22 protein-coding genes are annotated in these 19,798 nt (G+C 70.3%); 8 read left to right on the top strand and 14 right to left on the bottom strand.

Features of this window, described 5'->3' with window-relative positions:
- Nucleotides 1–24: 24 nt before the first annotated feature.
- Together IEY91_RS22205 and IEY91_RS22200 are read right to left on the bottom strand one after the other, a co-directional pair.
- Nucleotides 25–2,409: a molybdopterin cofactor-binding domain-containing protein gene (locus IEY91_RS22205; RefSeq protein ID WP_189175390.1), complete on the bottom strand. Its 2,385-nt coding sequence runs from the start codon at nucleotides 2,407–2,409 to the stop codon at nucleotides 25–27.
- A 145-nt stretch (nucleotides 2,410–2,554) separates the two neighbouring features.
- Nucleotides 2,555–3,460: a LysR family transcriptional regulator gene (locus IEY91_RS22200; RefSeq protein WP_204327941.1), complete on the bottom strand. Its 906-nt coding sequence runs from the start codon at nucleotides 3,458–3,460 to the stop codon at nucleotides 2,555–2,557.
- Nucleotides 3,461–3,550: 90 nt separating this feature from the next.
- Here IEY91_RS22200 and IEY91_RS22195 point away from each other — a divergent pair, with 90 nt between their 5' ends.
- Complete coding sequence (locus IEY91_RS22195) at nucleotides 3,551–4,939, top strand: aspartate aminotransferase family protein (protein WP_229697150.1); 1,389 nt, start codon at nucleotides 3,551–3,553, stop codon at nucleotides 4,937–4,939.
- 44 nt (nucleotides 4,940–4,983) lie between these two features.
- Entirely contained in the window at nucleotides 4,984–5,634 is a 651-nt protein-coding gene (locus tag IEY91_RS22190; protein WP_164316966.1) for a class I SAM-dependent methyltransferase, read from the top strand.
- 78 nt (nucleotides 5,635–5,712) lie between these two features.
- On the opposite strand, the gene IEY91_RS22185 is transcribed toward IEY91_RS22190, so the two are convergent.
- Nucleotides 5,713–6,303 carry a TetR/AcrR family transcriptional regulator gene (locus IEY91_RS22185; RefSeq protein WP_189175389.1) on the bottom strand — a complete coding sequence of 197 codons (591 nt, stop codon included), beginning with the start codon at nucleotides 6,301–6,303 and terminating at the stop codon, nucleotides 5,713–5,715.
- A gap of 253 nt (nucleotides 6,304–6,556) precedes the next feature.
- Here IEY91_RS22185 and IEY91_RS22180 point away from each other — a divergent pair, with 253 nt between their 5' ends.
- Nucleotides 6,557–7,576, top strand: coding sequence for an aldo/keto reductase (locus IEY91_RS22180; protein ID WP_189175388.1), 1,020 nt, complete (start codon nucleotides 6,557–6,559; stop codon nucleotides 7,574–7,576).
- A gap of 169 nt (nucleotides 7,577–7,745) precedes the next feature.
- Here the strand turns inward: IEY91_RS22180 and IEY91_RS22175 are convergent, their stop codons facing one another.
- Nucleotides 7,746–8,294, bottom strand: a complete 549-nt coding sequence (locus tag IEY91_RS22175) for a hypothetical protein (protein WP_189175387.1) — start codon at nucleotides 8,292–8,294, stop codon at nucleotides 7,746–7,748.
- A 315-nt stretch (nucleotides 8,295–8,609) separates the two neighbouring features.
- Here IEY91_RS22175 and IEY91_RS22170 point away from each other — a divergent pair, with 315 nt between their 5' ends.
- Nucleotides 8,610–9,653 carry a sulfotransferase family protein gene (locus tag IEY91_RS22170; RefSeq protein ID WP_189175386.1) on the top strand — a complete coding sequence of 348 codons (1,044 nt, stop codon included), beginning with the start codon at nucleotides 8,610–8,612 and terminating at the stop codon, nucleotides 9,651–9,653.
- Here the strand turns inward: IEY91_RS22170 and IEY91_RS22165 are convergent.
- Nucleotides 9,617–9,991: a toxin Doc gene (locus tag IEY91_RS22165; RefSeq protein WP_164316956.1), complete on the bottom strand. Its 375-nt coding sequence runs from the start codon at nucleotides 9,989–9,991 to the stop codon at nucleotides 9,617–9,619. The genes IEY91_RS22170 and IEY91_RS22165 overlap by 37 nt on opposite strands.
- Nucleotides 9,991–10,230 carry a type II TA system antitoxin, ParD family gene (locus IEY91_RS22160; protein ID WP_164316953.1) on the bottom strand — a complete coding sequence of 80 codons (240 nt, stop codon included), beginning with the start codon at nucleotides 10,228–10,230 and terminating at the stop codon, nucleotides 9,991–9,993. The genes IEY91_RS22165 and IEY91_RS22160 overlap by 1 nt, the downstream gene beginning before the upstream one ends.
- A gap of 200 nt (nucleotides 10,231–10,430) precedes the next feature.
- On the opposite strand from IEY91_RS22160, the gene IEY91_RS22155 reads away from it, so the two are divergent.
- On the top strand, nucleotides 10,431–11,357 hold the full coding sequence (locus tag IEY91_RS22155) for a Clp protease N-terminal domain-containing protein (protein ID WP_506005027.1): 927 nt from the start codon (nucleotides 10,431–10,433) through the stop codon (nucleotides 11,355–11,357).
- 18 nt (nucleotides 11,358–11,375) lie between these two features.
- On the opposite strand, the gene IEY91_RS22150 is transcribed toward IEY91_RS22155, so the two are convergent.
- Nucleotides 11,376–11,888: a hypothetical protein gene (locus tag IEY91_RS22150; RefSeq protein ID WP_164316951.1), complete on the bottom strand. Its 513-nt coding sequence runs from the start codon at nucleotides 11,886–11,888 to the stop codon at nucleotides 11,376–11,378.
- Between the two features lie 62 nt (nucleotides 11,889–11,950).
- Nucleotides 11,951–12,439, bottom strand: a complete 489-nt coding sequence (locus IEY91_RS22145; protein ID WP_164316949.1) for an RrF2 family transcriptional regulator — start codon at nucleotides 12,437–12,439, stop codon at nucleotides 11,951–11,953.
- Nucleotides 12,440–12,612: 173 nt separating this feature from the next.
- Here IEY91_RS22145 and IEY91_RS22140 point away from each other — a divergent pair, with 173 nt between their 5' ends.
- On the top strand, nucleotides 12,613–13,353 hold the full coding sequence (locus tag IEY91_RS22140; RefSeq protein WP_189175385.1) for an SDR family oxidoreductase: 741 nt from the start codon (nucleotides 12,613–12,615) through the stop codon (nucleotides 13,351–13,353).
- Here the strand turns inward: IEY91_RS22140 and IEY91_RS22135 are convergent.
- A complete protein-coding gene (locus IEY91_RS22135; RefSeq protein ID WP_229697149.1) occupies nucleotides 13,337–13,864 on the bottom strand; it encodes a MarR family transcriptional regulator in 528 nt (175 codons plus the stop codon). The two genes, IEY91_RS22140 and IEY91_RS22135, sit on opposite strands and share 17 nt — an antisense overlap.
- An 89-nt stretch (nucleotides 13,865–13,953) precedes the next feature.
- On the opposite strand from IEY91_RS22135, the gene IEY91_RS22130 reads away from it, so the two are divergent.
- The gene (locus IEY91_RS22130) at nucleotides 13,954–14,367 is read left to right on the top strand and encodes an HGxxPAAW family protein (RefSeq protein WP_229697148.1); all 414 of its coding nucleotides are present in this window, start codon (nucleotides 13,954–13,956) and stop codon (nucleotides 14,365–14,367) included.
- A 46-nt stretch (nucleotides 14,368–14,413) separates the two neighbouring features.
- On the opposite strand, the gene IEY91_RS22125 is transcribed toward IEY91_RS22130, so the two are convergent.
- A complete protein-coding gene (locus tag IEY91_RS22125) occupies nucleotides 14,414–15,052 on the bottom strand; it encodes a sigma-70 family RNA polymerase sigma factor (RefSeq protein WP_229697147.1) in 639 nt (212 codons plus the stop codon).
- Nucleotides 15,053–15,138: 86 nt separating this feature from the next.
- Between IEY91_RS22125 and IEY91_RS22120 the strand changes: the two genes are divergently transcribed.
- Nucleotides 15,139–15,966 (top strand): alpha/beta fold hydrolase, encoded by an 828-nt coding sequence (locus IEY91_RS22120; protein ID WP_189175384.1) that lies wholly within the window; start codon nucleotides 15,139–15,141, stop codon nucleotides 15,964–15,966.
- 21 nt (nucleotides 15,967–15,987) lie between these two features.
- Here IEY91_RS22120 and IEY91_RS22115 read toward each other — a convergent pair whose 3' ends face one another.
- From IEY91_RS22115 to IEY91_RS22100, 4 genes are read right to left on the bottom strand one after another with little or no spacing between them, the layout of a single operon-like run.
- The gene (locus IEY91_RS22115; protein WP_164327903.1) at nucleotides 15,988–17,217 is read right to left on the bottom strand and encodes an ABC transporter permease; all 1,230 of its coding nucleotides are present in this window, start codon (nucleotides 17,215–17,217) and stop codon (nucleotides 15,988–15,990) included.
- A 50-nt stretch (nucleotides 17,218–17,267) separates the two neighbouring features.
- The gene (locus tag IEY91_RS22110; protein WP_189175383.1) at nucleotides 17,268–18,005 is read right to left on the bottom strand and encodes an ABC transporter ATP-binding protein; all 738 of its coding nucleotides are present in this window, start codon (nucleotides 18,003–18,005) and stop codon (nucleotides 17,268–17,270) included.
- Nucleotides 18,002–19,069: an efflux RND transporter periplasmic adaptor subunit gene (locus IEY91_RS22105; protein ID WP_189175382.1), complete on the bottom strand. Its 1,068-nt coding sequence runs from the start codon at nucleotides 19,067–19,069 to the stop codon at nucleotides 18,002–18,004. The genes IEY91_RS22110 and IEY91_RS22105 overlap by 4 nt, the downstream gene beginning before the upstream one ends.
- On the bottom strand, nucleotides 19,070–19,732 hold the full coding sequence (locus tag IEY91_RS22100; protein ID WP_189175381.1) for a hypothetical protein: 663 nt from the start codon (nucleotides 19,730–19,732) through the stop codon (nucleotides 19,070–19,072).
- Between the last annotated feature and the right edge of the window lie 66 nt (nucleotides 19,733–19,798).

Below are 19,798 nucleotides of genomic sequence, written 5' to 3'. Positions count from 1 at the left end.
GTTCGGCTTGTTTCGGCGGGTGGCTCAACGGACGTGGTCCAGGCCGTCGGTGGGGGACGCGGGGACGGGCGGGACGGTCGGCTTCGGTACGAAGGAGAGCGTGCCGTGGTTGATCGGGAAGCTGGTCGGCATGGTGCCCGTCGCGCGTCCGTAGGCGCACGCGACCGCGGCCATCGACGCGGCGACGGCGAGCTCTCCGGCACCGCCGGGCTCGTCCGTGGTGGACGGCATGACGATGATCTTCAGCTCGGGCGGTGTGTTCCACTGCCGGGTGTAGAAGTAGTTGTCCCAGCTCGCCTCCAGGAAGTGCCCGTCGCGCAGGTGCAGGCTGGAGGTCAGGGTCTGGGCGATCCCGTCCATGACGCCGCCCATCATCTGCGCCTCCAGACCGCGCGGGTTGACGGTGAGGCCGACGTCCACGGCGAAGACGACCTTGGTGACGCGTGGTCCGGTCACGCCGTCACGGATCGGGCGGTCGACGGTCTCCGGGCGGCAGTCGATCTCCACGAGGACGGCGCTGACCGAGTGGTACTCGGAGTGGAAGGCGACTGCCTGCGCGGTGCCGGCAGGCATCGTACGGCCCCAGTCCCCGACCTCGGCGACCTTCTCAAGCACCGCCCGCGCCCGCTCCCCGCGGAGGAAGTCCCGCCGGAACCGGAAGGGATCCTTGCCCATCTTCGCGGCGAGCCGGTCGACGATCAGCTCCCGGGCGCACACGACATCGGGGGAGTAGACGCCGCGCATGCTGCCGGTGTTGAAGCTCTTGTCGGTCTCGCTGAGCAGGCGGCTGTGGGTGCCGAAGTTGTAGGGCATCGACTGGGACAGGTGGAAGAAGGTCTGGGAGAAGCCGATGTCGCCCACCGGGAGCTTCGCGGCCAGGGCGGTGAAGACCTCGCCGAGCCCATGGCTGAGGTCGGTGGAGACGCTGGTGTGCCGCTGCCTGAAGCCGAGCACGGTGTTGCCGAGATACGCGGCGCGTACGCGCGAGGTGGCCATGGGGTGGGCGCGGCCCTGGCGGGAGTCGTCGGCCCGGTGCCACATGAGCTTGACGGGCTTGCCGAACTCCTTGGAGATCTCGGCGGCCTCCAGTGCGGCGTCGAAGAACAGCTTGCGCCCGAACGAGCCGCCGCCCTCGGTGACATGCACCGTGACCGCGCTCTGCGGAAGCCCGAGCCGCGCGGCGATGGCCTGCTTGGCGACGATCGGCGCCTTGAGGCCCGACCAGATCTCCGCCCGGTCCGAACGCACGTCGGCTATCGCGCAGTTGGGCTCGAGCGCGCTGTTGCTGCGGAAGTGGAAGGTGAACGTCTCCTCCACCGACGGGGTCAGCGGCGGCAGCAGGCCGATCGGCAGCTCGGCGGCCCGCAGCTTCTTGAGCACGGACTCGTCGGACTTGCCCGCCGCGGCCCCGGGCTTCCACGACACCCGCAGGGCGCGTACGGCGTCGATGCACTGGCCGAACGTCCGCGCACGCACCGCGACTCCGGTGGAGATCACCCCGACATCGCTGACGCCCGGCATGGCGCGGACCTCGTCGAGGTTGGCCACGGAGCCCACCTTGCCGTTGATGGTCGGCGGACGGCACACCATGGTCGGCCTGGCGTCCGGGACATCGAGGTCCATCGCGAACTTCTTGCGCCCGGTGACGGCCGCGAGCGCGTCGATACGGTTCTGCGGCCGACCGATGACCTTGAACTGCTCGCGTTCCTTGAGGTCCACGGACACCCGCTGCGCCTTGCCGCTCGCGGCCTTCTCGGCGAGTTCACCGATGCCGATGCTGCCGCCCACGAGGTCGGTGATGACCCCGGCCTTGAGCGTGAGATCGGTGATGGCGGCGTCGAGCGCGATCGCCGCGGCCCGCAGGAGCCGGCCCCGGGCGACGGCGGCGGCGACCCGGATCGGCGTATACGTCGAGATCGTGGTGTTGGACGCGCCGGTGAGCTGGTTGAACAGCAACTCCGGCCGCGCGTCGGCCAACGTGACCCGCACCCGGTCGAGCGGTACGTCCAGCTCCTCGGCGATCAGCATGGCCGTCGACGTCGTGATGCCTTGCCCCACCTCGGCCCGTGGCAGGGCGAACGAGACGGTGCCGTCCTTGTGGACCTCGATCGTGATCAGGTTCGAGGTGGGCAGCGCCGCGAGGGTCATCACGTCGTTGAGGTCGACCAGTTCGGTGATCTCCACCGACGGAATCTCCGCCGCGTCCGCCGTCGGCGCCGCCGGTCCGATTTCGGCGGCGGTCACCAGGGTCGGAGCGGCGAGGACGTAACCGAGGAACCGACGCCGCCCGAGACCGGGCGCATCCGACTTAGCATCCGACTTCACATCCGACTTCGCACCCGGTTCGGACCCGGGCGAACGGTCAACTCCCGTCGTCGCGCCGAACGTTCCATTCCGGCGTACGTTCATCCATCGTCCAATCTCGGCGGGTTGCGCGGCTCGCGCGGGGAAGATCAACAAGAACTCTAAGCCGTCGACGCGGTCACCGAGCGTGCACCTGCGAAACGAAGAGATCAAGGGGTGGGACAAGCCGCGTTCGCACGGACTCGACGGCTCACTCCGGACCCGGCGGCGGCAGGTCCGGCTGGTGGCGCAGCGCGTCCAGGACGACGCGCACCGCCGCGCGAGGCGGCGCGCCACGGCGGATCGCCGCCGTGATGGTGCGCGTGACCGGAGTCGCCAGCTCCCTGGTGGCGACGCGATAGCGGCGGTCGACCGCCAGGTCCGGCAGCAGCGCGATCGAAAGACCGGCCTCGACGTGCTGCAGCGTCATCATGTAGTTGCTGAACCGGCACACCACCCGCGGCTCGAACCCCGACTGACGGCACAGTCGCAGCGCGAGATTCGCCATGTACGACTGCGGAATGTCGAACGCCCACGGCTCGTCCGCGTACGCCGCGAGGTCCACGGCACCACGCCCGGCCGCGGGATGGTCGGGCGGCACCACAAGGACGACCGGGTCCGTGGCCAGCGGTACGAGATCCAGGTCCGGGCCCAGCGGCAGCTCGTCGAAGTCCGTGGTCGTGATGATGACGTCCGCGTCACCGCCCCGCAGCGCGGGCAGGCTCGCGTGCGGCTCCAGCTCCAGGAGCTCGACGTCGAGGTGCGGATGCTCGCGCGCGAGCCGGGTCACCGCCGGCACTGCCATGGTGTGGATCGCGCTCTGGAACGCGCCGAGCCGCACGAGTCCCGCCGGTTCCTCGCCGAATCCGCGCAGCTCCGCCTCGACGCTGTCCATGTGATCGAGGATCGCCCGCGCCCTCCGGGCCAGGATCAGCCCGGCCGAGGTCAGCCGCACGCGGCGTCCCGTCCGTTCGATGAGCTGGGTGCGCGTCTCGGATTCGAGCACGGCGAGCTGCTGCGACACGCTCGACGGGCTCAGATTGGCGGCCTGGGCGACCGCCCGGACCGTACCCAGCGTGTCGAGCTGGCTCAGCAGCCGCAGTCTCCAGGGATTCATCACGCGCTCATTCTTGTGCGGTTCCGCCGAACAGGAAAGCCGGAATTGTTTGATGGACGTGTCGCTCGGGCGCGCCCTACCGTCGGGGGCATGGCTGCTTCGACCCCCGCCCCCGTGTCCGCCGACCTGCCGTCCGCCACCCCGTCGTACCCCGCCGCGGCGTCCACCGCCTCGCGCTCGGCCGCCGCCTTCTGGGCCGACGCCGACCGGCACCTCGTCCGCTACGGCGGCGACTTCACCCGCGAGATCATCGACCGCGCCGCCGGGAGTTTCCTGTTCACCGCGGACGGCCGGAAGATCCTCGACTTCACCTCCGGCCAGATGAGCGCGATCCTCGGCCACTCGCACCCGGAGATCGTCGCGACCGTCCAGCGGCAGGTCGCCACCCTCGACCACCTCTACAGCGGCATGCTCAGCCGCCCTGTGGTCGACCTGGCCAGGCGCCTCGCCGAGACGCTGCCCGCGCCGCTGGAGAAGGCCCTGCTGCTCACGACCGGCGCCGAGTCCAACGAGGCCGCCATCCGGATGGCCAAGCTCGTCACCGGCAAGCACGAGATCGTCTCGTTCGCGCGGTCCTGGCACGGCATGACGCAGGCCGCCGCGTCCGCCACGTACAGCGCGGGCCGCAAGGGCTACGGCCCCGGCGCGCCCGGCAACTTCGCCATCCCCGTGCCGAACACCTACCGGCCCGACTTCACCACGGCCGACGGCGCGCTGGACTGGCGCCGCCAGCTCGACTTCGCCTTCGACCTGATCGACGCCCAGTCGACCGGCAGCCTGGCCGCATGCCTGGTCGAGCCGATTCTCAGCTCGGGCGGAATCATCGAGCCGCCGGTGGGATATTTCGCGGCCCTGCAGGCCAAGTGCCGTGAGCGCGGCATGCTGTTGATCCTCGACGAGGCGCAGACCGGCCTGTGCCGTACCGGGACCTGGTACGCCTTCGAGCGCGACGGCGTCGTCCCCGACATCCTCACGCTGTCCAAGACACTCGGCGCCGGGCTGCCTCTCGCCGCCGTGCTCACCAGCGCCGAGATCGAGCAGGAAGCGTACGACCGCGGGTTCCTGTTCTTCACCACGCACGTCGCCGACCCGCTGGTGGCCGCCGTCGGCAACACCGTCCTCGACGTCCTGACCGCCGACAAGCTCGACGAACGAGCGCGGTCGCTCGGCACGTTCCTGCGCGCCGGACTGGAGGACATCGCCGGGCGGCACGCGGTCGTCGGCGACATCCGCGGCCGGGGCCTCCTCGCCGGACTCGAACTCGTCACCGACCGCGAGACGAAGCACAGCTCCGACGAACTGGGCGCCCGCGTCACCCGCCGCTGCCTCGAACTCGGCCTGCACATGAACATCGTGCAGCTTCCCGGCATGGGCGGAGTCTTCCGGATCGCGCCGCCCCTGACCGCCACGGAGGAGGAGCTGTCGCTCGGCCTGACGATTCTGGACGAGGCGATCGGGGACGCCTGCGCGGAGCGCTGACCCCCCGGCCGCGCGGCCGGGAGCAGGCTCTAGTGTCCTCGCTTGTGACCGAACCTTCCTCGTACCTCGATGCGACGGCGGACGCCTACGGCGCCATCGCCGTCCGCTACGCCGAACTCGCCCGCACCGCCCTCGATGACGCGCCGCTGGACCGCGCGATGCTCGCCGCGTTCGCCGAGCTCGCGCGGACCGGCGACCACGGATCTGTCGCCGAGCTGGGGTGCGGACCCGGGTATCTGACCGCGCACCTGCGGGACCTGGGGCTCGACGTCTTCGGCGTCGACCTGTCGCCGGTGATGATCGATCTGGCCCGCGAGTCGTACCCGGATCTGCGGTTCGAGGTCGGCTCCATGGACGCCCTGGACCTGGCCGACGGCAGCTTGCACGGTGTCGTGTCCTGGTACTCGGTCATTCACACGCCACCCCAGGAACTGCCTTCGTACTTCGCCGAGTTCAACCGGATACTCGCGCCCGACGGCCACCTCCTGCTCGGCTTCTTCGAGTCGGAGGGCGATCCCGTCACGCCGTTCGACCACAAAGTGGTGACGGCCTACCGATGGCCGATGGACGACCTCGCGGAGCTGGCCGCCGACGCCGGATTCACCGAGGTCGGCCGGATGATGCGTGCGCCCCGCGAGGGGGAGCGGTTCGGCCACGGCCGTCTGCTGATGCGCAAGGCCAAGCAGGTCGCCTGAGTAAGAACCTCTTGCACCTCTTACACCTCTTACACCTCTTACACCTCGTACGGGGCTTTGCCCTGCCGCACCTGCCGGCTACTGCGGCAGGCGCAGCCCCGTGATGAGGAGTTCGACCAGTCGCCGCGCGTCGTAGCGGGGATCGCTGTCCGCGCCGATGCAGAGGTTCCCGACGCCGCGCATGAGGACGAGGGCCTCCATGTCCGAGCGGATCTCGCCCGCGTCGGCCGCGGCTTCGAGCAACTGGGCGCACACGGGCACGAGCCGGTCGATGAAGTACGTGTGCAGCGTGTCGAAACCGGCGTTGTCGGACTGCAGCACGGCGGCGAGTCCGTGCTTGGTGACCAGGAAGTCGACGAAGAGATCGATCCACCGCCCGAGCGCGGCGTGCGGGGTCTCGCTGCTCGCCAGCAGGGCAGGACCGGCTTCGGCGCAGGCCTCGACCTGGTGTCGGTAGACGGCGACGATCAGGTCCGCCCGGGTCGGGAAGTGCCGGTAGATCGTGCCCGTCCCGACCCCGGCCTTGGCCGCGATGTCGCGTACCGGCGCTTCCACGCCCGAGGTGACGAACACCGAGGCGGCCGCTTCGAGCAGGGTCTCCTTGTTGCGCCGGGCGTCCGCCCGCTTGGACCGGGCCGCGGTCCCCGCGCTCTCGTCGCTGTCCTTCACCGCGCCGCTCCCTCTGCTGTACGGCCGCTGCCGTAGCACCTCGCGCCTTGCTAAACGGAACACGGTTCCGTATCGTCATTACCGGAACAACGTTCCGCTTGCTCATGATGGCAGAGCAGGAGGCGGGCGGCCAGTCCCGCCTTGCCACCGCATCGCCACGTCACCCCGTCATGCCGTGAGGCGATCCGTCATGCCTTGACGCGTCGCCCGGCGTCGCCCCCGTACACGTACACCCGCACTGGAGGAACCAGCCATGCAGTACCGCACCTTGGGCCGCACCGGTGTTCAAGTCAGCTCGCTCGCGCTCGGCGCGATGAACTTCGGCAAGATCGGCCGCACCACGCAGGACGAGGCCACCGCCATCGTCGACGCCGCTCTCGAGGGCGGCGTCAACCTCATCGACACCGCCGACAGATACAGCGACGGCGAGTCCGAGGAGATGGTCGGCAAGGCCATCGCGGGCCGCCGCGACGACATCGTCCTTGCCACGAAGGTCAGCATGCCGATGGGCGACGAGCGCAACCATCAGGGCAGCTCGCGCCGCTGGCTGGTCACCGAGCTGGACAACAGCCTGCGCCGCCTGGGCGTCGACCACGTCGATCTCTACCAGATCCACCGCTGGGACCCGAACACCAGCGACGAGGAGACGCTGTCGGCCCTGACCGACCTCCAACGCGCGGGCAAGATCCGCTACTTCGGCTCCTCGACCTTCCCGGCGTACCGGATCGTGCAGGCGCAGTGGGCCGCCCGCGAGCATCACCTGAGCCGCTACGTCACCGAACAGCCCAGCTATTCGATCCTGCAGCGCGGCATCGAGAGCCACGTCCTGCCCGTCACCGAGGAGTACGGACTCGGCGTGCTGGTGTGGAGCCCGCTGGCCTCGGGCTGGCTCTCCGGCGCCGTCCGCGAGGGGCGGGACATCACCACCAACCGCTCGACGTTCATGCCCCAGCGCTTCGACACCACCATCCCGTTCAACCGGGCCAGGCTCGACGCGGTCGAGCGGCTGGCCAAGGTCGCCGACGAGGCGGGCCTGACGATGATCCAGCTCGCGCTCGGCTTCGTGACCGCGCACCCCGGCGTGACCAGCGCGCTCATCGGTCCCCGCACGGTGGACCACCTGCGCGCCCAGCTCGCCGCCGCGGACACCGTGCTCTCCGCCGACGTGCTCGACGCGATCGACACGATCGTCGCCCCCGGCACCGACCTCGCCGCACACGAGAAGTCCGACACCCCGCCCGCGCTGCTCGACGCGTCACTGCGACGCCGCTGACAGGAGAACGTCTTATAGCGACTTCAGGACGCTGGGCCTCGGCCCGGACGATCCCCGTACGCCTGCGATGTGGCGCTACCGGGTCGAGGACAAGCAAGTGAAGCCGCGCCGACGCGCTCTTCAGCGGGTCGGCACGGATCAGCGTACGGACTGTGGATCAGCGTACGAACTAGCGCAGGCCGTACTGGCTGCGGACGTCCAGCTTGCCGTTGGTGAAGCCGAACGAAGCCGAGCCGTAGGTGCGGGACTGCTCGCACAGGTAGATCGCCGTCTTGATGCCGCCCTGGCCCTGGGAGTCGGCGGAGCGCACGCAGACGCCCTTGCCCGCGGCGGAGTGCATCTGGGCGATGGTCTTGCCCTTGGTGATCTTCTTGTACTTCGCCTTCGTCATCTTGCCGTTGGACTTCTTGCCGTCCAGGCCGGCCTGCGACTTGATGCTGAGCTTGCCGTTGCCGAACGTGAACATGGCGGTGCTGTACCGCTTGTTGCCCTTGCAGGTGTAGACCTTGCTGGAGTAGCCGGGCCCGCTCTGGCTCGCCGTCTTCTTGCAGGCGCCGTTGCCGGCGACCGAGTGCAGCTTGGCGATGCTCGCGCCGATCTTGACCTTGTCGTACTCGGCACGCGAGAGGGTGGCCGTGGCCGCCTGCGCGGACGGGGCCAGAGTGGCGGTGAGAGCGGTGGCGAGCAGACCGGCGGTGGCCAGACTCTTGCGCGACATGTGGGTTCCTCTTCAGCAAGAAAAACGGCAGGGGCGAGGGACGCCAGGCGCACAGATGTCACGAAGGCAGAGCCCCCACCCCTTCGAACAAAGCGAAGTATATGAAGGCGGTGATCTTCATTTCGAACATTTTCCGTCAATGACGGCGCATTCCGGGTGACAAGCGCCACAGCGCGCGCGAAGCGAGCGAAGCGGGCGAAGCCCATGTGCCCGGTCCCGATCTCCGGGGAAGTCTCCTACCGGCCCGCGGGACACCGCGGGCCGGACCCATCCGTGCGCACTCTCTGTACGCACCCTCAGTTCCCGGAGTTGACCGTGCACCCCTTGATCTTCGTCATCGGTACGGGCCGCAGTGGCTCCACCGCGCTGTCCCGCATCCTCAACACGCACCCGGACGTCCTCAGCCTCAACGAGTACATGGCCTCCGTCGGCGACACCGCGTTCCCCGAGGGCAAGCTGACCGGCGGCGAGTTCTGGGAGCCGCTCTTCCGGCCCACACCGCACTTCGAGGGAATGATCCGCAGCGGGCTGCTGATGCCGGAATTCCTCTACACGCGCCGCCCCGGGCGGTACACGCCGGCGCCCGACGGCATCCCCGCGCTCTCCCTCATGGTGCTGCCCCACCTCACCGACGACCCGGACGCCCTCCTCGACGAACTCCGCGCGGCGGTCGTCCGCTGGCCCGAACGCACCGCCCCCGAACAGCACCTCGCGCTCTTCGACCTGCTGTGTACGCGCTTCGGGCGCACCGCCGTCGTCGAGCGCTCCGGCTACTCGGCCGGCTGGGCGCCAGGCCTGCGGACCGCCTTCCCGCACGCCAAGTTCGTGCACCTGCTCAGGGACGGCCCGGACTGCGCCCTGTCGATGAGCCGCCACACCGGATACCGCGTCATCACCCTGATGCGTGAGATCAGGGAACGAGCCGGCGTCGAGAACCTCAGCGAGCTGACGGAGGAGCATGTGCGGTCCCTGCCGCCGGACCTGGCGCCGCTGCTCGGCGAGCGCTTCGATCCGGCGCTCGTACGAGACAGGGAGCTCCCGCTACGTCGGTTCGGCGCTCTGTGGTCCGAACTCGTCATCCAAGGAACGCAGTTCATCGATGAACTGCCCACGGGCCAGGGCGCCACGCTCGCGTACGAGGACCTCCTCGACAGCCCCCGCGAGGAGCTGGCCCGACTTGCCGCATTCATCGGCGTCGAGCCCCTGCCGCAGTGGCTGGACACCGCGAGCGCACTCCTGGACGACAGTCGACGCGGCTCCGCCCGGAGCCTGACCGCCGCTCAACTCGACGAACTGAGGGAGAGCTGCGCCCCGGGCACCGATCAGATCCGCCAGGCGCGGATGCGGTCCGCCACCTGATACACCGTGGCCTTGCGGCCCTGCACGTCCCGGACCAGCTCCACCAGCGCTCCGTACGGAGGGTCGATGCCCTCGCCGGAGGCGTGCATGTACGCGACGGCGACCTGGCAGGCGTACAGCGAATTCCGGTACGGCAGGGGTTCGAGCCGGACCACCGTGTGCAGCAGGGAAGCGGCACGCCAGGCGGCGTCGGGCGGGGCGATGCCGGGGCGGGGGATGCGGGTCTTGTGCCGGGCGACGGCGGCGACCAGCGCGGAGTAGTCCGCGACGCTGACGTCCTCGGGGACGGCCTGTTCCTGGGCGTCGAGCAGCCAGGACACATCGATGTGGAGGACCATCAGGCGGCCGCGGCTCCCTGGCGGCGGCCCGCGGGCGGGGCCTCGTCGGGGAACGCCTCGTCGAACTCCCCGGCATGCTGCTCGCCCCAGGTCACGGCGGTGTGCACGAACTGCTTGCGCTGACGCTCCCGCAGCGACAGGTCGTGGACGTACTGCTTGAGCGACTTGCCTTCGGCGGCCGCCGCGGCGCGGACCTCCTCCAGCTCCTCGTCGGTGAAGGTGATGTTCAGTGAGGGCATGTCTTTGATGGTACCTAATAGGTACCGCGCTGGGGGCCGCGCGCGGTGCGCGGTCGGGCGCCGGGGGACCCATCGGCAGCGAGCACCTGCTGGCCGGCATCACCACGGCCAAGGGGGCGGCGCGCGAAGCACTCGCGGCTGAAGGGGCGACCAAGGTCGCGCTGCTCGCGGCGCTGCGGGACCGGATGGATCGGGACGGCGTGTGGAGCGCCGATGACGACGCGGAGGGGGTCGTAAGCGAGAAGGACGTCCTGGGGGAGGAGGGCGAGGAGCGCACCCGCTACACGGGCGCCGCCGCCAGGGCACTGACCGCCGCGATGGAACAGGCCCGGCGAGAAGACGCCAAGAAGTTCGGTGGCGAGCATCTGCTGCGGGGACTGCTGGAGGGGGACAACCGCGCTGTGGAGGTGCTCGGCGCGTGCGGCGTCTCGCCGCAGGCCGTGCTCGCCCGCCTCGACGGCGGCAACGGAAGCCAGGGGGACGACAGCCTCGACCCCCTGCTGCACCCCACCCGTGACGTTCTCCTCGGCCACAGCCACTACCGCCGGGCGCCCTTCTGGATGCGGTGGCTGCTCAAGGCCAGTGGCGTCAACTGGGCGGCGCGGCCCGCCTGGTGGGTCAGAATGGAGACCTACGAGCAGGCACGCCGTCTCGGCAGCGACGCGGTGGGCACCGAGCACGTGCTGCTCGCGGTCCTGGCCACCCACGAGGTCGCGCTGCGGTACCCGCACCTGGCGGAGGAGAGCACCCCGGGTCTCGGCTCCCGGTACGCGGGCGGTGAGCGACTGGTGAGTCTGGGCCTCGACTACGCCTCGGTTCACGGCGCCCTGACCGCTGGTGAGGGTCTTCGCCTGACGTCCGACGCCCGGCCTGTCGAGCAGTACATCGACGAGACCAAGGGCCCGGACCCGACGAGAACGCCAGATTCCGGCCCCAACTCCCGTTCCGGCGGGGAAGCGGCAGCCGATCCGGGCACGGGCCCTCTCGTCGAGGCCCTCCTGGGAGAGGAGACGCGCGCCAGGCAACTGGTCGACGCGCTGACTGCCTCTCCCGGCAACGGCAACGGCAACGGCATCGGCATCGGCATCGGCAACGGCATCGGCAACGACAGCGGCATCGGCAACTGACCGGGCCGCCCTTGGAATTCAGTCGTTGAGGCCGAGGTCGGCGCGCATGAGGGCACGCATGTGAGCGAGGAGCGGTTCGGCCGCCTTGAGGGCATGGAGAGCCGCTTCGACGTTCTCGTCGGGCCGGGCCACGCCACGGTCGAGCCGCTTGGTCGTGGCGTCGCCATGGGCGAGCACCGAGTTCACATCCCGGGACGCCTGCATGATCCGCTGAGGGACGATCATCTGGGCCTCGGCGTAGCGGTCGCGGTAGTCGAGACGGGCGGCCTCCAGCTGACTGCGCTCGTGCTCGCCGAACACCCCGTCGCGAATCCGGTGCAACGCGTCCTTGAGCAGCGTGTGGAACTGCCGGGCGGCTCGGTTCATCGCGGTGTAGTGGGCCCGCAGTTCTTCGAACTTCTGCTGGTCCTGGGCCGCTTGAGCCTCCTGGGCCCGTTCCCTCGTCGTCAAACGATGGCTGACCATCGGGGCGAACAGCGTGCCGAGCACGCCGACGACAGCAATGATCATCGCGGTGACCGTGGCGTTCATGGGGTCACGGTAGTCGCCAGATCGTGCAGGGCTTGCCGGCCCATGACCCACCCGACGCACCCCTAGGTGGGGCTGCTCGCCGCGTTGAGCCACGCGCCGATGCTCGGGAGGGCCTCGGGTCCGCTGTCCCGGTCCACGTCGCCGACGAGATCGGCGATCGAGACGCCCTGAAGCGACGCCCGCCAGGCAGCATCCGCCGCGCCCATCGTGCGGGCGATGGGGCACTGCTTCGTGCAGTCCTGGGGCGGCGTCCCGAAGGGGCCCCGCTGGCGGATCTCGGTGCACACGAACGCCGGGCTCGCCCCGTCGACCGCCTGGACCACGTCCAGGACCGTGATGTCGGCCGCCGCCCGGGTCAGTACGTACCCGCCCGTCTTGCCCTGGATCGACTTCACGAGGCCCGCCCGCGACAGGGCCTGCATCTGCTTGGCCAGATAGCTGGGCGAGACGTCGTGCAGCTGCGCAAGGCGGGCGGCCGGGACCGGATCGGTTGCCGCGGTCAGCACCACACAGCAGTGCAGCGCCCATTCGACGCCGCCGGACAGTTTCATGTGCTCTCGCTCTCCCCGTTTGACTCGGACACAGGGTATCCGAGTATTATCTCGGACATCGAATATCCGAGTTTGCGGCGGATGTGGGATCGGAATGCGGGATGCCAACCCCGCCGCACCGCGCCGCGCGACAGTGGCACTCGGCCCACGCAGGGACACAGAAAGGCACGATCATGAAGATCACGGTCATCGGCGGCACCGGACTGATCGGTTCTCAGCTGGTCTCCCGGCTCGGCAAGGCCGGGCACGAGGTGGTCGCCTCATCCCTGTCGACCGGCGTCGACCTGCTCACCGGCGAGGGGCTCGACCAGGCGCTCGACGGCGCGGAGACGGTCGTCAACGTCTCGAACTCGCCGACGTTCGACGCGGCCTCCCCGGACTTCTTCCGCACCACCGTGGGGAACCTCCTGGCCGCGGGGGAGCGCGCGGGCGTACGCCACCAGGTCGCCCTCTCCATCGTCGGCGTCGACCAGGTGCCGCAGCTCGACTACTACCGTGCGAAGACGCTCCAGGAGGAACTGGTGCGCAGCGGCCCCACGCCGTACTCGATCGTGCGCGCCACCCAGTTCTTCGAGTTCATGGACGCGGTCCTGTCCTGGACCGCAGACGAGAACGCCGTCCGGCTGCCGTCCACCCCCGTCCAGCCCATCGCGACCGCCGACGTGGTCGCGGCCCTCGCCGGCGTCGCCACCGCCCCGCCCCTCAACGGCACGCTCAACGTCGCGGGCCCCGACGTCTTCTCCCTGGACGAACTCGGCCGCCGCACGCTGGCGGCCCGAAAGGACGAACGCGCGGTCGTCATCGACGAGCAGGCCGGGATGTTCGCCGCGGTCGAGGGTGACGTTCTTGTCGCGCGACCGGGCGCGCGTCTGGCTCCCACTCGCTACGAGGACTGGCTCAGTGCTGCTCGGTAGGCGAGTGGTTGGCGTCAGGTGATCGGATCTCGTCGAGCGAGTCGTCGAGCAAGCCTCTGGCCCGCGTGAACCAGTCCGCCAGGACGGCGATCTCGTCCGGGCCGTAGTCGGCGAAGAGAACGCCCAGCCGTTCGTAGAAGGGGCCGTAGACCTCAAGGATGCGGCTCTGTGCGGACTCCTCCACGACCACGTGGACCCGCCGGCGGTCCCGCGGGTCGGCCTGGCGGCGTACATAGCGGGCCTTCTCCAGGCGGTTGAGGACGCCGGTCACCGCGCCGGTGGTCAGCCGGGCCCGCTCGGCGAGGTCGCCCGCCACCAGGGACTCGCCCGCCATGGCGGCCTCCATGAGGAAGCCGAGGCAGGTCAGGTCCGTGACATTGAGGCCGAGTCGCCGGGCGATGTCCTGTTGCCCGAAGTGCGCCGTCGCGATCATCCGGTCCATCGCGTACAGCGCCTGCTCGGCCGTCGCCGCCGGACGCTCCTTGCCCTGCACCACAGATCCCCTTAGCATCTAAGTGAATTATCTCGCGAGATAAGACATTGCTGAGCGGGTCAGCCCCGGCCGGCTGCTCCAGCATCCCATTTTCCGAGGAGGCGGCCATGAGCATGCACGGAGACCACGACCTGGGCCACACGGTCGCAGGCTGGACGGGGACCGGAACGGCCGTCCTCGGCAGCACGGTGATGGGCGTCGCGCTCGCCGCCGACTCGACCGGGGGGCTGGTGGCGGGCGGCGGCATCGTAGTCCTCGCCGCGCTCGTCACCTGGGTTCTCCACCTCGCCGGGTGGGGCAAGGCCAGTGGGCCGCGGCCGGTCGAGCGGCAGCCGTGGCGGGTGCGGGACGTGGCGGCGCGGCGGGGTCATCCGCACTGCCTCGGCTGTCGCTTGGCGGGACGAGGCCGGGCCGCCGCCCCGGTCGGCGCCGACCCCGTTGTCCTGGCTGTCCATCCCGCCGTCCCAGTCGTCGCCCGCGCTGCCTCGGTCGAGCGCGCGCCCGCGGCGCAGCGGTCGTAGCCCCTGTTGGACGTGGCGCCCCATTTCCCCGGAGGTCGCGGCGATGTCAGTGGCCGTCCTGGAGGTGGGCGCGCTGGAGCTGGCGAGCTAGGGCGCGGCGTGCGGAAGCCGAAGTGGCGATGGTCGCTCCCGTGGGCACGTCGAGGCCTCGGCTGATCTTGTCGTACGCGGCCCGGTAGCTGCCGGGCAGCTCCGACTGGCGCTGACGCAGGTCCTCCTCGACGAGGCGTCGCAGCTCGTCGACGTTCTGGGGCGTGAAGCGCTTCTTGCCCCGGGTGAGGGCGTTGACGTATCCGGCGCAGTGGGCGGGCTCGTCGAAGGCCTCTGCGATCTCCTCGGCGAGACCCCACAGGCGCCCTTCGAGCCACGGGATGTCGGGCTGGTCCAGGGAGAGGTCCATCGGGGGCGGCGGGTCGCCCTTCTTGTACTTCGCCATCTGCTTGGACACGGCGGGCTGCGTCATGTCGGTGAGCCGGGCGATTCTGTCCTGGGTCCAGCCGAGATGAACGAGCGCTTTGATCATTTCGGCGCGCAGCTTCCGCATCTCCTCGCCCGCGCGGATGACCTCGTTCATGTGGGCGAGCATCCGCTCGGCCTGCTGCTCGGTCAGTGGTGCCGGTGCCGGTGCCGGTGCCGGTGCCGGTGCCGGTGCTCGGCTGGGCTGCTCGCTCTCATCGCGTGTCACAACCCGGTTATACATTCCGTGAGCCGAAGTCCGCTCGTCGCCATAACCCAGTTGTATAACCTGGTTATGGCTGGCAGGATCCGACCATGCCCACCTTCACCGCACCTGACGGAACACAGCTCGCCTACCGCGTGATCGGAGACGGCCCCCCGGTCGTCTGCGTCCCCGGAGGGCCCGCGGACTCCACCTACCTCGGCGACCTCGGCGGCCTGTCCGCGCACCGCAAGCTGATCGTCCTGGACCTCCGTGGCACCGGCCGGTCGGCCGTCCCCGCGGACACCTCCTCCTACCGCTGCGACCGCCAGGTCGACGACATCGAGGCGCTGCGCGAACACCTCGGACTTCCGCGGATCGATCTGCTCGGTCACTCGGGCGGCGCGAACCTCGTGACTCAGTACGTCGCCCAGTACCCGAAGCGGGTCAGCAAGCTCGCCCTGATCGGCCCGGGCACCCGAGCCGTCGGCATCGAGATCACCGGCGCGACACGACTCGAGCTGGCTCGGCTTCGTACGAACGAACCCTGGTTCCCGGAGGCGTTCGGCGCCTTCGAGGCGATCGCTGCGGGCACGGGCGGCGACTGGGACGCCATCGCCCCCTTCTTCTACGGCCGATGGGACGCCGCCGCGCGGCAGCACCACGCCGACAGCCGGCCCGACAACGAGGAGGCCGCCCGCCTCTTCGGGGCCGAGGGCGCCTTCTCGCCGGAGGTCACCCGGGAGGCGCTCGCCGCCTGCGAGGTGCCTGTCCTGCTGCTCGGCGGAGAGTTCGACCTGAACAGCCCGCCTCGGTCGACGGCGGAGTTCGCGGAGCTGTTCCCCGATGCCGCACTCGTCATCCAGCCGGGAGCAGGTCACTACCCGTGGCTCGACGACGCCGACCGGTTCGTGGCGTCCACCGCGGCGTTCCTGGACTGAGGACGCATCGGCGTTGGTACGTCATGTGGCGTTCAAGGCGACCGTCGGGTGCAGGCGCGACGCCCGCACCGCCGGATAGAGGCCCGCAAGCACCCCGATGAGCAGCGTCGCCGCCAAGCCGCCCGCCACCGACCACGGCGGGACCACGGCGGTCCAGCCCTGCGCGAAAGCGAAGCCGAACGTCGCCGCCGTACCGAGAACGGCGCCCGTCGCGCCGCCGAGCGCCGACAACAGCAGGGATTCCGTGAGGAATTGGAGGCGGATCGCGTTCCTGGTGGCGCCGATCGCCCGGCGCAGGCCGATCTCCTGGCGGCGTTCGAGGACCGAGATGACCATGGTGTTGGCCACGCCGACCCCGCCGACCAGGAGCGCTACCGCGCCCAGGCCGAGCATCAGCGTGGTCAGGCCCTTGTCGGTCGCCGCCTTCGCCGCGAGCGCGTCCGAGGGGCGGGAGACCTTGGGACTGCCCTCGTTGCCCGGGCTGACCGTGCGGGCCAGGACGGCGCGTACGTCCTCGACCGTCGCGTCCGGCGAACGCTCGAAGATCATCGAGGGGTGGCCGTCGAAGCGGAAGTACTTCTCGGCCGCGGGGAATCCGATCATCGCCACGCGGTCCAGGGTCGGGACCAGTTCCACGGGCTTGAGGATGCCGACCACGACGACGTACTCGTCGTCCATCATGATCTTCTGGCCCGGCTCGGTGACACCCAGGCGCTGCGCGGCGACCGAGCCGAGGACCGTCACCGGCAGGTGCTGGCTGGCCCTGTTCAGCCAGGTCCCTCTTGCCACGCGGGCGTTGAGGGTCGCGAGGAGGTCCGTGCGGGCCGCCTGGGTGGTGACGCCCGCCGACCGTTCCTCGGGGACCACGTCGCTGCGGCGGATCCTGGCGTCCACGTTCGCGGTCGCCGTCGCGTCCTTGACCGGGCCGATGCGTTCGACCATCGCCTCCGCCGACTTCGGCAGCTTGATCTCGTTGCCCATCGCGTCCGTGCCCGCCTCGACCGTGAGGAGGTTGGTGCCGAGGCGGTCGAGCTGCGCCATCAGATCCGACTTGCTGGACTGGGACAGGCCCACCACCGCGACCATCGTGGCGATCCCGATGGCGATGCCGAGCGCGGACAGGACGACGCGGGCGCGGCGGGCGCGCAGGCCGACCGCGCCAAGGCGGAGGATGTCGCCGGGGGAGAGTCGGGCGGGCTTGAGGCGGGGAAGGCGGCCGGTGGGCGTCGGCCGCCGGTCCGGGGGAGCCATGTGGGGCTGCGGGTCCGGGGGAGCCAACTGGCTCTGAGGGTCTGGGAGGTTCATCGTGGACTCGCTTGCTGGGCGGGGAAGTCGGACACGATCTCGCCGTCCCGGAAGCGGACCCGGCGCGGCAGCGAGTCCGCGATCTCGTTGTCGTGGGTGATGACACACACCGTGGTGCCCGCCGCGTTCAGCTCGTGCAGCAGCTCCATGACGACCTCGCCGGACGCCGTGTCCAGGGCTCCCGTCGGCTCGTCGGCGAGCAGCAGGTCCGGCTCGCCCGCCAGCGCGCGGGCGATCGCGACGCGCTGCTTCTCACCACCGGACAGCTCCGCGGGCCGATGGTCGAGACGGTGGCCGAGACGGACGCGCTCCAGAGCCGCGCGGGCGCGGTCCCGGCGCTCCTTGCGGGCGACGCCCGCGTACAGAAGCCCGTCCGCGACGTTGTCGACGGCGTCGCGGCCCGCCGCCAACTGGAAGTGCTGGAACACGAAGCCGATGTGGCGGGACCGCAGCGCGGACAACTGCGCGTCCGAGAGCCGGCCGACGTCGTACCCGGCCACCCGGACCGTGCCCGCCGTGGGTGCGTCGAGCGTGCCGATGACATGCAGCATCGTCGACTTGCCGGACCCCGACGGGCCGACGATCGCGAGGAGTTCGCCCGCCTCCACGGTGAGGCTCACACCGCGCAGGGCGTGCACGCCACCCGCGTACGACTTCGTGACGTCCCGAAGCTCGACGACGGGCGCGGGGCGGACGACGGCGGGCACCGGCGGCGCGGATGTGGAGAGCGTCATTCCGTCGCCACCCCGACCTTCAGCCCCTCCTTGATCTGCGAGCCGCTGACCTCGATGCGGCCGTCGGCCGTCATCCCCGTCTCCACCCGCACCATCCGGGACCCGGTGCCCTCGACGACCTGGAGGCCGTAGCCGCCGTCCGCGCCGCGCAGCGCGACGACCGCCTCCACCGGGACCGTGAGGACGTCCTTGCGGCTCTCGCTGACGAACTTCACGCTCGCCGTGGCCGTGGCGTCCTTGCCGGACACCGCCGAGGCGCCGCCGTCCAGGGTCACTTCGACCGTGATGCCGTCCGACGCCGCGTCCTTGCCGTCCGAGCCCTCCGGCTGGACCGTTCCCGTGACCCGGCCCCGCCTGGTCGTGCCGCCCGCCAGGGTCACCTCGACCCTGGTGCCCTTCGCGACGAGCGACACATCGCTCTGGTCGAGCTCCGCGCGTACGACGGGCCTGGTCGAGGCGATGGTGAGGACGGCCGTGTCCGGGCCCACTTGATCGGCGAGCGTGGCGTCCGCGCGTACGACGGTGATCTGCTCGGGCTGGAAGACGACGTGCCCCTGGCCGACCCTGCCGGTCGGCGTGCGGTTCAGGGACCTCTGCCACTGCTTGACGGCGGCCTCCGTCGCCTTGTCGAAGCGCGGGTCGACGTACAGCGCTCTGCCGTAGCCGAGCGCGACGAGATTGCGCTCCAGCTCCAGTACGTCGCTGCCGCGGGCGCCCACCTTCATCTCGCGGAACGCGGGCACCGGCCCGTACAGCAGCGTGACCGGCTTGTCGTCCAGCTCGTACAGCGCCTGACCGCGCGTGACGGTGGCGCCCTTGCGGGCCGCGACCGTCACCGTGCCCGCGACCGCCGACTTCACCGCGCGGCGCTGCGCGAAATCGAGCTTCCCGTCGACCGTCTTGGACTGCGCGAGATCGGCCCGGGTGATCGCGACGGTCGCGGGCGGCAGGTCACCGCGGCCGCCCTCGTCCTCGCCGCCACCGCCGTACGTCAGCGCCCCCGCGCCCAGCGCGGTGACGGCCGCCGCGGCACCGCCGACGAGGAAACATGTACGCCGCCTCATCTACTGCATCCCGTCCAGGCCCTCGAGCAGCTTGCCCTTGCAGGCCTCGCGGGCCTGCTTGTACGCGGGTGAGTTCGGGTCGAGCGCCGGGTTCCCGGGGCTGGGGTCGCCGCCGGGCAGGACTTTGCCGCCGGACATGGTGGGGTTGGTGAATTTGGAAACGCCTTTGTCGCGCATGCACTTGGCGTGCGCGAGCATCGACTCGTAGTCCTTCTGTGCGTCGCGCTTCGGCTCCAGGTTCATCGCCCGCTGCAGCTCCGGGACGCAGACGCCGTCCTTGCCGCCCTTGTACTCGACGCCGCCGTTCTTCGGGTCGACGACCTTGTCGATCTCCGGCCAGTTCAGATAGCCGCTCAGCTTGGGGTCGGGGAAGTCCTTCACTCCGGCCTTGGTCCGCATGCAGCGGACGTACTTCACCTGCGCGTCGTAGAACGCGCTCTTGCCCTCGGCGGCGGGCTTCGAGGAGTCCTTGTCCTCGCCCTTGTCCTTGCCGGACCCCTCGCCCGTGGTCGGCTCGTCGGGCGCGGAGGCGACCTCGCCCTTGCCGTCCGAGGCGTTGTCGTCCCCGCCGCCGCAGGCGACGCAGAGGAGGAGCAGGGGAGCGGCGACGGCCGCGGTGAGGCGGAGCCGGGCGGTGCCGCGGGAAGTGGTGTGGATGTTCATGCGATCACCGTGGGGCCCGTACATGGTGACCGCTGCATGGCCGCATGATGAGCACGTAACAATGCG

The organism is Streptomyces lasiicapitis (genome assembly GCF_014646335.1).
In the GTDB taxonomy this organism is placed as follows: domain Bacteria; phylum Actinomycetota; class Actinomycetes; order Streptomycetales; family Streptomycetaceae; genus Streptomyces; species Streptomyces lasiicapitis.
This window is presented reverse-complemented; position numbering and strand designations above follow the sequence as displayed.

Coding starts and splice junctions, on each gene's coding strand:
- IEY91_RS22205 (WP_189175390.1), bottom strand. CDS start 2,409: ATGAACGTACGCCGGAATGGAACGTTCGGCGCGACGACGGGAGTTGAC.
- IEY91_RS22200 (WP_204327941.1), bottom strand. CDS start 3,460: ATGAATCCCTGGAGACTGCGGCTGCTGAGCCAGCTCGACACGCTGGGT.
- IEY91_RS22195 (WP_229697150.1), top strand. CDS start 3,551: ATGGCTGCTTCGACCCCCGCCCCCGTGTCCGCCGACCTGCCGTCCGCC.
- IEY91_RS22180 (WP_189175388.1), top strand. CDS start 6,557: ATGCAGTACCGCACCTTGGGCCGCACCGGTGTTCAAGTCAGCTCGCTC.
- IEY91_RS22175 (WP_189175387.1), bottom strand. CDS start 8,294: ATGTCGCGCAAGAGTCTGGCCACCGCCGGTCTGCTCGCCACCGCTCTC.
- IEY91_RS22165 (WP_164316956.1), bottom strand. CDS start 9,991: ATGGTCCTCCACATCGATGTGTCCTGGCTGCTCGACGCCCAGGAACAG.
- IEY91_RS22160 (WP_164316953.1), bottom strand. CDS start 10,230: ATGCCCTCACTGAACATCACCTTCACCGACGAGGAGCTGGAGGAGGTC.
- IEY91_RS22150 (WP_164316951.1), bottom strand. CDS start 11,888: ATGAACGCCACGGTCACCGCGATGATCATTGCTGTCGTCGGCGTGCTC.
- IEY91_RS22145 (WP_164316949.1), bottom strand. CDS start 12,439: ATGAAACTGTCCGGCGGCGTCGAATGGGCGCTGCACTGCTGTGTGGTG.
- IEY91_RS22140 (WP_189175385.1), top strand. CDS start 12,613: ATGAAGATCACGGTCATCGGCGGCACCGGACTGATCGGTTCTCAGCTG.
- IEY91_RS22135 (WP_229697149.1), bottom strand. CDS start 13,864: ATGCTAAGGGGATCTGTGGTGCAGGGCAAGGAGCGTCCGGCGGCGACG.
- IEY91_RS22130 (WP_229697148.1), top strand. CDS start 13,954: ATGAGCATGCACGGAGACCACGACCTGGGCCACACGGTCGCAGGCTGG.
- IEY91_RS22120 (WP_189175384.1), top strand. CDS start 15,139: ATGCCCACCTTCACCGCACCTGACGGAACACAGCTCGCCTACCGCGTG.
- IEY91_RS22115 (WP_164327903.1), bottom strand. CDS start 17,217: ATGGCTCCCCCGGACCGGCGGCCGACGCCCACCGGCCGCCTTCCCCGC.
- IEY91_RS22110 (WP_189175383.1), bottom strand. CDS start 18,005: ATGACGCTCTCCACATCCGCGCCGCCGGTGCCCGCCGTCGTCCGCCCC.
- IEY91_RS22105 (WP_189175382.1), bottom strand. CDS start 19,069: ATGAGGCGGCGTACATGTTTCCTCGTCGGCGGTGCCGCGGCGGCCGTC.
- IEY91_RS22100 (WP_189175381.1), bottom strand. CDS start 19,732: ATGAACATCCACACCACTTCCCGCGGCACCGCCCGGCTCCGCCTCACC.